This is a genomic window from Calidifontibacter indicus (genome assembly GCF_003386865.1).
GTDB classification, from domain to species: domain Bacteria; phylum Actinomycetota; class Actinomycetes; order Actinomycetales; family Dermatophilaceae; genus Yimella; species Yimella indica.
Genome location: NZ_QTUA01000001.1, coordinates 1,427,066 through 1,439,670, shown reverse-complemented (window position 1 = coordinate 1,439,670; position 12,605 = coordinate 1,427,066). Strand labels below are relative to the sequence as shown.

Below are 12,605 nucleotides of genomic sequence, written 5' to 3'. Positions count from 1 at the left end.
CTTCGACCCTAGCGAGGGCTTGGCCCGGCGATCACTGGGCGCGCAACGACGATGAAATGCATATACCGGCGATCGCCGCTGAGTCGCCCTGCGAACTGCTTGATCGAGCGACGCCAACGCACCGGGTCGGAAGCGAAATACTCCGAGACGTCGTTCGCGCCACGGCACTCGAGCACCTCGTACCCGCAACCGGCAAACATGTCCATGATCGTCTTGCGGGTGAAGAATCGCACGTGGGTGCGATCGAGAATGCCCGTCTCCTCGTAGTCCCATCGCCCCATCACAAGGCCGATGACGACGGGTAGCCACTGGACGTTGGGGATGGCAGCGAGCACGACTCCACTTGGGCTGAGCCATCCCTTGACCGCCTCCAGCGTGGCCCACGGGTCGACGATGTGCTCGAGCACATCGTTGAACGAGACGATGTCGAAGGTCTCCGGCCGGCCCGCCATCGCGTCCGGGAAGTAGCCTTCGACGACTTCGTCAAAGTCGATGTTGGCGCGCGCAGCCGCAACGTTTGCCGGCACCGCGTCGACCCCGACCAAATGCGCGTCGGGCCCCAGCACCTGCCGAAGCGTTCGCCCGAACCCTCCTTCGGAACATCCGACATCGAGTGCCGAGCGGGCGTGAACGGGGATGGACGGCACGACATCTGGGCGCGTGTTGAAGCCGTAGACATCCTGTTGGGCGGGGCTGGACATCGAATCTCCCTCGGTCAGGTCAGGTCTTCGCGACCGGTCAGCTTGAGCTTCTCGACGATCTTCTTGACGTCCTGTGCCCGGTCGCGGGTGGTGACCAGGACGGCGTCCGGGGTGTCGACCACCACGACGTCCTCGACCCCGAGGGCCACGACCGTGCGTCCCGAGCGCGGCGCAACGACCCCGGTGGAGTCCTGCATGACCACCAGTTCGCTCTCCCCCAACACCTTCACCCCCGGTGCGTCGGCCGACTCCACCAACACCGACGCCAACGAGGCGAAGTCACCCACGTCGTCCCACCCGAACGCACCCGGCACGACCGCCACCCGGTCGTCGACCGCCGCCGGCTCCGCGATCGCCGGATCGATCGCGATCTTCGTCAACCGCGGCCACAACTCGTTCAGCCGCATCGGGTTGTTCGCGATCGACCGCAGATGGTGCGCCATCACCGGCTGGTACTGCGCCAACATGTCCAACAACACGCTCGCCTTCACCACGAACATGCCTGCGTTCCAGCGGTACTCACCGCTGTCGACGTACTGCTCGGCGGTCTCGCCGTCGGGCTTCTCGACGAATGCCTTCACGTCCAACGCGTCCGGTGCACCCTCGATGTGCAACGGATCGCCGGTCTGGATGTACCCGAATCCCGTTGCCGCGTGCGTGGGTTCGATGCCGATCGTCACCAACTTGCCCGTACGCGCAACCGCGACGGCCTGCCGCACACAGTCGCGGAACGTCTCGTCGTCGACGATCACGTGGTCGGCCGCGAACGACCCCAGCACCGCGTCGGGGTCGAGCTGCTCCAGCAACGCGGCCGCCAACCCGATCGCCGGCATCGACTCGCGCGGCGACGGTTCGACGATGAGGTCGTCCTGGCCGAGCTCGGGAATCTGCTCGCGTACGGCCTCGGCGTGCCGAGTGCCGGTGACAACTACGAGCCGGCCACCGCACAGCGGGGTCAGCCGGTCGACTGTCGTGCGCAGCAACGACTTACCCGACCCGGTCAGGTCGTGCAGGAACTTCGGTGACCCGGCCCGCGACAACGGCCACAGTCGGGTGCCGGAACCACCGGCCGGCACGATCGCGTAAAAACCCGGGATCTCCCCCGATACCGCTGAGTTCATGGCCGAACGCTAACCCATCGCGCGGGGATCACGACGATGCCCCGACCAACGTGTGCCCGTCACCTGCCGTTCACCGACGAGGCAGGACGTTCACCTGACCCTCATCCGACGTCCAGCCGAATCTCGCCCAGGCGCCAACCGATGACGAGACGGTGTAGTCCGTGCGAGTAGCCATCGTGACCGAGTCGTTCCTTCCCAGTCTCAACGGCGTCACCACCAGTGTCTGCCGGGTGCTCGACCACCTGGCCGCGCGGGGGCACGAGGCCGTCGTCATCTGCCCCGGGCCCGCCCCGGAGCGGTACGGGCAGTTCCGGGTGCGCACCGTCCAGGGCCTGACCGTCCGCCAGTTCCGGGTCGGACTGCCGACCGCCGACCTCGAGCGCATCCTGCGCGAGGAGAAGCCGGACGTCGTGCACGCCGCGTCGCCGTTCGGCCTCGGCTGGCGCGGGCTGGCCGCCGCACGCAACCTGGGCATCCCGACCGTGGCGATCTACCAGACCGACATGCCCAGTTACCTTGCGCAGCACGCCGGTCCGTTGGCCGGCCGCATCACGAACGTGTCCTGGCGCTGGATCCGCCACCTGCACTCCCTCGCCGACATCACCCTCGCACCGTCGTCGGCGACACTGTGCGAGCTCGGCGCCCACGGTGTGCCGCGGGCGGCGCTGTGGTCGCGCGGCGTCGACACCGAGCTGTACTCGCCCGCGCTGAAGCAGTCGGACGCCGTCCGTGCACTGCGCGCGTGCGTGGCGCCGAACGGCGAGACGATCGTCGGGTACGTCGGCCGTTTGGCGCACGAGAAACAGGTGCACCGGCTCGCCGAGATCGCCGACCTGCCGGGCACCGCGCTGGTGGTCGTCGGTGACGGACCGACCCGGGAGAAGCTGGAGCAGCTGCTGCCCAAGGCGCACTTCCTGGGCTTCCGACAGGGGTTGCCCCTCGCTGAGGCGTACGCGGCGCTGGACGTGTTCGTGCACACGGGCTGCAACGAGACCTTCGGCCAGACACTCCAGGAGGCGATGGCTGCCGGGCTGCCGGTGGTCGCGCCCGCCGCGGGCGGTCCGCTCGACATCGTGAAGCCGGGCGTGACCGGCTACCTGTTCGACCCGAACACGCCTGGCACACTGCGTGCGACCGTCGCGACCCTGGTCGACGACGCCGCCACCTGCGAGCGGATGGGCGCCCGCGGCCGCCGCAAGATGGAGGTCCGTTCGTGGGCCGGCGTGGTCGACGAGCTGATCGGCTTCTACGGTGCGGTGGTGACGCCGACATACGCGCGGCCCGCGGCCTAGCCCAGCGACGAAAACGGCCGCCGGTGACCAGGAGGTCACCGGCGGCCGACGCGCGTCAGCAGGGACTACGCGTGGTTCTTCGCCTTGCGGAAGTCGGCGTTCAGCTGGCTGATGACGTCCAGCGGAATCTCCTTCGGGCAGGCCGCGGCGCACTCACCGATGTTGGTGCAGCCACCGAAGCCCTCGTGGTCGTGCTGGTTGACCATCGACACGACACGCGAGTCGCGCTCGGCCTGGCCCTGGGGCAGTTCGCCGAGGTGGGTGATCTTCGCACCCATGAACAACATGCCGGACGCGTTCGGGCAGGCCGCGACGCAGGCGCCGCACCCGATGCAGGTGGCGGTGTCGAACGCACGGTCGGCCTTCACCTTCGGCACCGGCAGGTTGTTGGCCTCGACGGCCGCACCCGTGTTGACCGAGATGTAGCCGCCGGCCTGGATGATGCGGTCGAACGCCGAACGGTCGACGACGAGGTCACGCACCAGGGGGAACGCCGAGGCGCGCCACGGCTCGATGGTGATGGTCTCGCCGTCGCGGAACGAGCGCATGTGCAGCTGGCAGGTCGTGGTGACCTCCGGGCCGTGCGCCTCACCGTTGATCATCAACGAGCACATGCCACAGATGCCTTCACGACAGTCGCTGTCGAAAGCGACCGGCTCCTCGCCCTTGGCGGTGAGCTCCTCGTTGAGCACGTCGAGCATCTCGAGGAACGACATGTCCTCGGAGATGTTCGACACCGGGTAGGTGACCAGCTGACCGTCGGCGTTCGGCCCGGCCTGGCGCCAGATCTTCAGAGTCAGATTCATGATTACTTGTAGCTCCGCTGCTTCAGCTCGATCGACTTGTAGACGAGGTCTTCCTTGTGCAGCACGGGGGCTCCCGGACCACCGGAGGCCTCACCGGCGAACTCCCACGCGCCGACGTAGAGGAACTGGTCGTCGTGGCGCAGCGCCTCGCCGTCCTCGGTCTGGCTCTCGGCACGGAAGTGGCCACCGCACGACTCGCGACGGTGCAGCGCGTCGATGCACATCAGCTCACCGAGCTCGAGGAAGTCGGCGACACGGCCGGCCTTCTCCAGCGACTGGTTGAGCGTGTTGGCGCTGCCGAGCACCCGGACGTTGCGCCAGAACTCCTCGCGCAGCGACCGGATGAGGTCGATCGCCTTGCGCAGACCCTCGTCGGTGCGCTCCATGCCGCAGTACTCCCACATGATGTTGCCGAGTTCCTTGTGGAAGGAGTCGACGCTGCGCTCACCGTTGATGCTGAGCAGCTTGTCGATGCGCGACTCGACCGACTGGCGTGCCTCGACAACCGCCGGGTGGTCCTCGGAGATCTCCTCGAAGGGGCCCTCGGCGAGGAAGTTGCGGATGGTGTTCGGCAGCACGAAGTAACCGTCGGCCAGGCACTGCATGAGCGAGGACGCACCGAGACGGTTGGCACCGTGATCGGAGAAGTTGGCCTCGCCCACCGCGTACAGCCCCGGGATCGAGGTCTCCAGGTCGTAGTCGACCCAGAGGCCACCCATCGTGTAGTGCACGGCCGGGTAGATACGCATCGGCACCTTGTACGGGTCCTCGCCGGTGATGCGGGCGTACATGTCGAACAGGTTGCCGTACTTCGCCTTAACTGCCGCCTCACCCATCCGCGAGATCGCGTCGGAGAAATCGAGGTAGACGCCGCGGCGGAAGTCGCCGACCATCGGGCCGACACCGCGGCCCTCGTCACACATGTACTTCGCCTGGCGGGAGGCGATGTCACGCGGGACGAGGTTTCCGAACGCCGGGTAGATGCGCTCGAGGTAGTAGTCGCGGTCTTCCTCGGGGATGTCGCGCGGGTCCTTGTCGCAGTCTTCCTTGCGCTTGGGCACCCAGATGCGGCCGTCGTTGCGCAGCGACTCCGACATCAGCGTCAGCTTCGACTGGTGGTCGCCGGAAACGGGGATGCAGGTCGGGTGGATCTGCGTGTAGCAGGGGTTCGCGAAGTAGGCACCCTTGCGGTGTGCCCGCCAGGTGGCGGTGACGTTGCAACCCATCGCGTTGGTCGACAGGAAGAACACGTTGCCGTAGCCACCGGAAGCGAGCACGACGACGTCGGCGACGTGGGTCTCGATCTCGCCGGTGACCATGTCACGGGCGACGATGCCGCGCGCCTTGCCGTCGACGACGATCAGCTCGAGCATCTCGTGCCGGGTGTATTCCTTCACCGAGCCGGCGGCGACCTGGCGCTCCATCGCCTGGTAGGCACCGATCAGCAGCTGCTGACCCGTTTGGCCACGGGCGTAAAAGGTGCGGGCCACCTGCACACCACCGAAGGAACGGTTGTCGAGCAGTCCGCCGTAGTCGCGGGCGAACGGCACGCCCTGCGCGACACACTGGTCGATGATGTTCGTCGACACCTCGGCCAGGCGGTAGACGTTGTTCTCGCGGCTGCGATAGTCGCCACCCTTGACGGTGTCGTAGAACAACCGGTAGGTCGAGTCGCCGTCGTCGTTGTAGTTCTTGGCGGCGTTGATGCCACCCTGCGCGGCGATCGAGTGGGCACGACGCGGGCTGTCCTGGTAGCAGAATGCCTTCACGTTGTAGCCCGCCTCGCCCATCGTCGCGGCGGCGGACGCGCCGGCGAGACCGGTGCCGACGATGATCACCGAGAGCTTGCGGCGGTTGGACGGGTTGACGAGCTTGTTGTCGAACTTCGCCTGGGTCCAGCGCTGTTCGATCGGGACGTCGGTCGGCGCCTTGGTGTCGGCGATCGGGTCGCCGAGGCGGTACATGTCGTCGATGAGACCTTGCGTGTCAGTCATGTGGGTTCGAAATCCTTAGTCGATCACGCCGAAGAGGATGAACAGCGGCGGCAGCGCGAAGCCGACGGCCACGACCAGCGCGACGAGCGCGGCGACGGTCTTGGCGATCTTGCGCTGCTGTGGCGTGTTGGTGAAGCCGAGGGTCTGGCTCGCGCTCCAGATGCCGTGGTGCAGGTGCATGCCGAGGGCGGCGAGGGCGAGCAGGTAGATGATCACCATCCACCACGCACCGAAGCTGTGCACGACGAGCTGGTAGGGGTTCTGGGTGATTTCGGAACCCTGCCCGCCGGAGCCGACGTTGATCTTCGCGATCGTGAAGTGCAGCAGGTGCCAGATGACGAACAGCAGGAGCGCAACGCCACCCCAGCGCATCCACTTGGAGGAGAACGAAGCCGCGACGGCCTTCTTCACCGCGTACTTCTGCTCGCGTGCGGCGTTCGCCCGCTTCCACAGCTGGGCTGCGCTGTAGACGTGCGCCACGACGGCGATGATCAGGACGACGCGGATGACCCAGAGCAGACCGGCGTGCGGGAGCATCGGCTCACCGATGGTCCGCAGGTGATGCGCGTAGGTGTTGAAGGCCTCCTCGCCCCAGAACACCTTGAGGTTGCCGTACATGTGCAACAGGACATAAAGGACGAAGATCAACCCGCTGACGGCCATCACGGTCTTCAGGAACAGGGTGCTGCCGGCCTTGCCTGTGCGCTTCGCAGGAAGGGTTTGAGTTGCCACGAGGGCAGATTATCGGCACCGCGGTCAGACCGCGCGGTAAGGGGAACCTTTCTTCACCGGACTGCGCCCGGCGGCGGCCCCGCAGCGACGAACGGATCGGGTCGCGTCAGCTGCCGAAGGCGAAGCGGTCGACCGGCCGCCACACCTCGTCATCGCCGTGCTCGTAGAGATCGAAGCCGTCGACCTCGAAGGTGGCGCGGAAGTCGGCCAGTTCGTCGAAGGCGTCATCCAACGCGGCGTCGTCGAGATGATGGGCGACGGTGACGTGCGGGTGGTACGGAAACTCCAGTTCGCGCTCCACCGGGCCACCGCGCACCAGCTTCTCGAGTTGCTCACACTCGGCGATGCCCCGCGAGACCTGCACGAAGACCACCGGCGACACCGGACGGAACGTGCCCGTGCCGTTGAGGATCATCCGGAACGCACTGCTGCCGGCTGCGACCGTGCGCAGGTGGGCGCGTAGTGCGACCAGATCGACGCGCTCCACATCGGTCGGCGGCATCAACGTGACATGCGGCGGGACGGCGTCGGCCAGTGGGTCGCCGACGGCTTGCCGCACCTGGTGCAACCGCTCCGCATACGGCTGCGGGATCGGGATCGAGACGCCGATGGTCCTCATCGGGACGATCGGGCGGGCAGGAAGCCGACGGCGTCGTAGACGCGCTCGAGGGTGGGGGCAGCCAACTCGCGAGCACGCTCGGCGCCCGCCGCCAGGATCGCGTCGAGCTGACCCGGGTCGGCCATGTAGGTGTCGACCTTCTCCTTGAACGGCTCCTGCACGCTGCGGAACAGTTCCGCCACATCGGTTTTCAGTGCGCCGTACTTGTTCTCACCCGCGTAGCGCTCGACGAGCGCCTCGATCGACTCGCCGGAGAAGGCGTGGTGGATGCGCAGCAGGTTGGCGATGCCGGGCTTGGCTTCGGGGTCCCAACGCACCGCGTTGTCGAGGTCGGTCACGGCCGACTTGATCTTCTTGGTGTTCGCCTTCGGCTCGTCGAGCATCATCAGGTTGCCGCGCTGGTCGTCGGCCGACTTGCTCATCTTCGCGGTCGGCTCCTGCAACGACATGATCTTGGCGCCGTCGGCCGGGATGTGCGGCTCGGGCACCACGAACAGGTCGCCGTAGCGCGCATTCATCCGCTGCGCGAGGTCGCGGGTCAGCTCGAGGTGCTGACGCTGGTCCTCCCCCACCGGCACCTTCTGCGCGTCGTACAGCAGGATGTCGGCGGCCATCAGCATCGGGTAGGTGAACAAGCCGACGTTGGTGCCCTCGGCGCCCCGCTTACCCGACTTGTCCTTGAACTGCGTCATCCGGCTGGCTTCGCCGAAACCGGTGAAACAGTTGAGAACCCACGCCAATTGCGCGTGCTCGGGCACCTGCGACTGCACGAACACGGTGGAACGTTCGGGGTCGACGCCGCCGGCGAAGTACTGCGCTGCGGTCACCCGGGTGCGCGTGCGCAACTCCGCGGGGTCGGGCACGACGGTGAGCGCGTGCTGGTCGACCACGCAGAAGATCGCGTCGAACTCCTCCTGCATCTTCACCCAGTTGACCTGGGCTCCGAGGTAGTTACCGAGGTGGAGCGAATCGTGGGTGGGCTGCATGCCCGAGAAGATGCGAGGACGCGGGGCGGTCATGGTGGAGGATTGTTCCAAACGATCCGGTTGCGGCGTCAATCGGATCACCCCTGCGGATGCGGAGGCGCTACGACTGCGGCGCGAGCTCGCGCACCAGCGGCACGACGTCGGCGATGGAGTTGCACACACGGGTCGGCACGAACGGGTAGCGGTCGACCTTCTCCGGGGTCGTCGACCCGGTGAGCACCAGGATCGTGCGCAGGCCCGCTTCCAGACCGCTGCGGATGTCGGTGTCGAGCCGGTCGCCGATCATCACGGTCGTCTCGGAGTGGGCCTCGATCTGGTTGAGCGCGCTACGCATCATCAACGGGTTCGGCTTGCCGACGTAGTAGGGCTCGACGCCCGTCGCCTTCGCGATCAGCGCGGCCACGGCGCCGGTGGCGGGCAGCTTGCCCTCGGTCGAGGGACCGCTGGCGTCGGGGTTGGTGCAGATGAACCGGGCGCCGTTCTCGATCAAGCGGACTGCGCGGGTGATCGACTCGAAGGAGTAGGTGCGGGTCTCCCCCAGCACCACGTAGTCGGGCGACCGACTGGACATCACGTAGCCAATGTCGTGGATCGCCGTGGTCAGACCGGCCTCGCCGACGACGTACGCCGAACCACCGGGACGCTGGTCGTCGAGGAACTGCGCGGTGGCGAGAGCGGAGGTCCAGATCGCGTCCTCCGGCACGTCGATACCGCTGCCGTTCAGCCGAGCCCGCAGGTCACGCGGTGTGAAGATCGAGTTGTTCGTCAGCACCAGGAACCGGCGACCCGACTCTTTCAGGGCCGCGATGAACTCGGCAGCGCCGGGGATCGCGTGTTCCTCGTGCACGAGCACGCCGTCCATGTCGGTCAGCCAGGTCGCGACGGGCTTCGGGTTCGTCATGACCTCAGTATCGCCGAAGCGTCATGCTGGGTGTGGATGCTTCCGGTCGGCGAACGCCCCGGCCATGAGCAGGTCGACCTCGTTCCGGATCCGCCCGATGAAAGCGTCCTCGTCGAACCCGCGTGCGTGCTCAGCCACGGCGTCGCGATCCAGCGGGCGTTCCCGGTGGCGATGCACCGCATCGGCGATATCGGCCGCCTTGGGATGGCTGAAGAAGTAGCCGCTGAGACCGGGTTCGACGGTGTCGAGGTAGCCGCCGGCGCGCAGCGCCAAGGCGGGTGTGCCGAACGCGGCAGCTTCGACGACGGTGAGCCCGAAGTCCTCGTGACTGGGCGCGATGAGCGCGGTGGCGTTGGCGTAGAGCCACCGCAGCTGCGCGTCCGGGATGCCTTCCAGCAGAAGGGAGTTTGCCTTCGCTTTGGAGCGCAGCTGCGCCGCGAGGGGGCCCTTGCCGACGACGACCAGCCGCTCGTCGGGCAGGTCGTTGAACGCCTCGATCGCGCGATCGACGTTCTTGTACGGCAGCAGTCGCGACACAAGCAGGTGGAAGTCGGGCCAGTCGTCAGCGATCTGCGGGACGAGCTCCCGGCTGCCGTCCAGATCGACCCGGTGCGGCGGGAAGATCACGTCGGAGTCGATGCCGTAGACGTGCTTGATGCGTTCCTGAACCACATGGGAGTTCGCGAGGTAACGGTCGGCGCTGGCGGCAGCCTGCGCGTCCCAGCGCTTGAGCACCGGCCGCAACGCGGCGAGCGCGGGACGGATGACGCTGCTGGCGCCGTGCGACCCGAGGTATTCGTCGGTGAGGTAGAGCCACCGGGCCGGCGAGTGGCAGTAGACCAGCTTGCGTCCGTTGGTGCGGAAGCCGTGCGCCCACCCGCTGGACGATGCGATCACGACGTCGGCGTCGATCGTGATGCGGGAGGAGACCGGGGCAAGGAAGGGCAGTGCCATCCGATGGTTGCCGCGCATCGCGCCCGCCTTGTTCAGCGGCGACACCCGCACGTCGGCCGACCGGAACTCGGGGAACGTGGTGTCGGGGTCGTACAGAGTGGTGTAGATCGGCGCTTCGGGGAAGGCCTTCATCAGCGACAACACGACTCGTTCAGCGCCACCGAACTGGGTCAGGTAGTCGTGCGCGATAGCAATTTTCATCGTCGCCAAGTATGCCCGGACTGTCGCAGTACTGGTGTGTCCGGATCGAGGTCCTGGTGCTTGTTGGTTCGGGCACCCTCGGCAGACGACCGCGAACTGCCGAACCTGCGGTCTTTGAGGCGGAGAAACGGCAACTCGACGAAGCGGTAGGAGAACACGACCACGACGAGTGTCGTCACCAGTCCGGCACACGCTCGCAACCAGTCCGGGCCAGCGTGAAGTTGGTGGGTTGCCAGACTCAGGATCGGGAAGTGGTAGAGATACAGCCCGTACGAGCGTCTGCCGAGCCATACCAACACTCGGTTCGCCCACAGCCCACCCTCGCCGCCGGATGAGGTCGCGATCCCTGCCACAACCAGCACGGTCAAGAGTCCTGACACCCCGAAAGCGCCTGTGGCCCCCACGAGATGCCACGGCGCCGAAAGCAGAGCGAGCAAGCTCACCGAAGCGACCAGGCCGAGCCAGGAGAGCGGACGGCGTGCTCGCCCAAAGTCCCACCGGCGCATGGCGATCGCCAGCAAGCTGCCCCAGACGATCGGTACGCCACGCAAGTAGGAAGCCCGGACTGCGTCGATCGAATCAGGCCAGCGGAACACCAAAGCCGCGACCGCCGCGGTGGCAATGATCGCGCCCAGCAGGCGCAACGCGTGGCGCCGCGACCACATGAGCACCAGGGTGATCGGCCACAGCAGATAGAAGTGCTCCTCGATCGACAACGTCCAGGTGTGTTCGAGGAGTGCTGCGGGGTGGCCGAGATAGATCCACCAGTTGGCGACATAGGCGAGCGCCGCGACCGCGGCACCAGTCACCTCAGCTGACTTTCCTGTGACCGCCCCAAGCACAGAGGCAGTAACACAGGTAACGACCAGAGCGGGATAGAGTCGCAGCACCCGCCGCAGATAGAACCGCCCGAGCGCCACGCGCCCTGTGGTCGCGCGTTCACGCAGGAGCAGCGACGTGATGAGGAAGCCACTCAGAACGAAGAAAACATCGACGCCCGCGAAGCCGTTCACCGCCGGACCGAGCGACATGTGGAAGACAACGACGGCGAGGGCCGCGACGCCGCGCAAGCCATCCAGACCAGGCCAATGCGCCGCCCCCGGTGCCCTAGCGCTGTCGGTCATGGTGGCCTCCGGAAGTGAGCGCACGGAGCACCTCCCGCATGGTACGGACGCTGTTGTCCAGCGAGTACTCGGCAACCGCTGCGGGCTGGACCGCATCGGCTCGACGTTGGGCGGCCGGAACGTCGTCGAGCACCCGCAGCAGCGCATCGCGCAAACCGGGCGCATCGCCCGGCTCGATCAGTTCTCCCCGCGGTTCGGCACCCACCGGCGTGACAACTTCCGACGCTCCTCCGCCACGGGTCGCAATGATGGGGACGCTGCGCGCCATGGCTTCGGTGAGCACCTGGCCGAAGGGTTCGGCCACCGTCGCGGCGTGTACGCAGACCGTCATCCGGTCCAGTTCGGGACGGGGGTCATCGGTGAACCCGACCCAGTCGATCGCGGTCGCGACACCGAGCCGCTCGGCCTCCGAACGCACCTCGTCGAGATAGCCCTCGGCGCCGAACATCGGGCTGCCGACGATGCGCGCTCGCGCGTCGGGATGCGCCGACAGCACGTCGGGCAATGCACGCACGAGTTCAAGCTGACCCTTGGTCGGGCTGACTCGGCCCAGCATGCCGACCACGGGTGGGAGAACCGGCTCGACCCGCAGCCGGTCGGCATCTGCCGATAGCCCCGGGTAGACAACCGTGACCGGACAGCCGCCGACGGTGTCGGCAGTCGACCGCGAGTTCGCCACCACGGCGTCCGGCACCTGCCGGAATGCCGCACGCATCGGCCCGACCAACCGACGTGGCAGGTAATCGGGGGTGATGCGGTCGTGCAGGAACCACAGGAGCGGGATTCGGCGCAACTTCGCGGCAGGGCTGACGATCGCCATCGCCTTGAACGTGTTCGCCCACACCACGTCGATCCGTTGCTCGGCAAGCCAGGGCGCTAGACCCACGGCATGGCGGATCACCCCTGGGCCGAGACGACCCAGGGTCGTCACCTTGCCGGCCGCGTAGCGTCCTGCGCTCACGACGTCCGTCGGCAGCGGACGCGCATGCACTTCCACGCCACGCTCGCGGAGCAGGTCGGCGAACGGGCCCTCCTCGAACAACAGCGCGACCATCTCCAGGTCGTCGTCGGCGAGAGCGGGCACGAGTCGGGTCATGAACAGTTCGTTGCCACCCAGCTCCGAGCTGTGTCCAACGAGCAGGATTCGCTTCGGGCTCACCTCCGGGTCCGAAGG

The 12,605-nt window shown here is 67.0% G+C and carries 12 protein-coding genes; 1 reads left to right on the top strand and 11 read right to left on the bottom strand.

All coding sequences use genetic code 11. The features are described 5' to 3' along the window. Window positions 1-8: 8 nt before the first annotated feature. Window positions 9-701 (bottom strand): class I SAM-dependent methyltransferase, encoded by a 693-nt coding sequence (locus DFJ65_RS06870; RefSeq protein ID WP_115922391.1) that lies wholly within the window; start codon window positions 699-701, stop codon window positions 9-11. Window positions 702-715: 14 nt separating this feature from the next. Further along, complete coding sequence (locus DFJ65_RS06865; RefSeq protein WP_115922390.1) at window positions 716-1,822, bottom strand: mannose-1-phosphate guanylyltransferase; 1,107 nt, start codon at window positions 1,820-1,822, stop codon at window positions 716-718. 161 nt (window positions 1,823-1,983) lie between these two features. Between DFJ65_RS06865 and DFJ65_RS06860 the strand changes: the two genes are divergently transcribed. Next, entirely contained in the window at window positions 1,984-3,114 is a 1,131-nt protein-coding gene (locus DFJ65_RS06860; protein ID WP_115922389.1) for a glycosyltransferase family 4 protein, read from the top strand. Window positions 3,115-3,179: 65 nt separating this feature from the next. On the opposite strand, the gene DFJ65_RS06855 is transcribed toward DFJ65_RS06860, so the two are convergent. The 9 genes from DFJ65_RS06855 to DFJ65_RS06815 form a co-directional block, all read right to left on the bottom strand. Continuing rightward, entirely contained in the window at window positions 3,180-3,920 is a 741-nt protein-coding gene (locus DFJ65_RS06855) for a succinate dehydrogenase/fumarate reductase iron-sulfur subunit (RefSeq protein WP_115922388.1), read from the bottom strand. Window positions 3,921-3,922: 2 nt separating this feature from the next. Continuing rightward, window positions 3,923-5,914: a fumarate reductase/succinate dehydrogenase flavoprotein subunit gene (locus DFJ65_RS06850; protein WP_115922387.1), complete on the bottom strand. Its 1,992-nt coding sequence runs from the start codon at window positions 5,912-5,914 to the stop codon at window positions 3,923-3,925. 15 nt (window positions 5,915-5,929) lie between these two features. Then, the gene (locus DFJ65_RS06845; RefSeq protein WP_115922386.1) at window positions 5,930-6,646 is read right to left on the bottom strand and encodes a succinate dehydrogenase cytochrome b subunit; all 717 of its coding nucleotides are present in this window, start codon (window positions 6,644-6,646) and stop codon (window positions 5,930-5,932) included. Window positions 6,647-6,752: 106 nt separating this feature from the next. Continuing rightward, window positions 6,753-7,265: a 2'-5' RNA ligase family protein gene (locus DFJ65_RS06840; protein WP_115922385.1), complete on the bottom strand. Its 513-nt coding sequence runs from the start codon at window positions 7,263-7,265 to the stop codon at window positions 6,753-6,755. Further along, window positions 7,262-8,284, bottom strand: coding sequence for a tryptophan--tRNA ligase (gene trpS / locus DFJ65_RS06835; protein ID WP_115922384.1), 1,023 nt, complete (start codon window positions 8,282-8,284; stop codon window positions 7,262-7,264). Before trpS ends, DFJ65_RS06840 begins: the two co-directional genes overlap by 4 nt. A gap of 67 nt (window positions 8,285-8,351) precedes the next feature. Beyond that, entirely contained in the window at window positions 8,352-9,152 is an 801-nt protein-coding gene (locus DFJ65_RS06830; protein ID WP_115922383.1) for an HAD-IIA family hydrolase, read from the bottom strand. A gap of 21 nt (window positions 9,153-9,173) precedes the next feature. Next, entirely contained in the window at window positions 9,174-10,307 is a 1,134-nt protein-coding gene (locus tag DFJ65_RS06825; RefSeq protein ID WP_115922382.1) for a glycosyltransferase, read from the bottom strand. Further along, window positions 10,304-11,431 (bottom strand): acyltransferase family protein, encoded by a 1,128-nt coding sequence (locus DFJ65_RS06820; RefSeq protein WP_170144018.1) that lies wholly within the window; start codon window positions 11,429-11,431, stop codon window positions 10,304-10,306. Before DFJ65_RS06820 ends, DFJ65_RS06825 begins: the two co-directional genes overlap by 4 nt. After that, a complete protein-coding gene (locus DFJ65_RS06815; RefSeq protein WP_115922380.1) occupies window positions 11,415-12,590 on the bottom strand; it encodes a glycosyltransferase family 4 protein in 1,176 nt (391 codons plus the stop codon). The genes DFJ65_RS06820 and DFJ65_RS06815 overlap by 17 nt, the downstream gene beginning before the upstream one ends. Window positions 12,591-12,605: the final 15 nt, after the last annotated feature.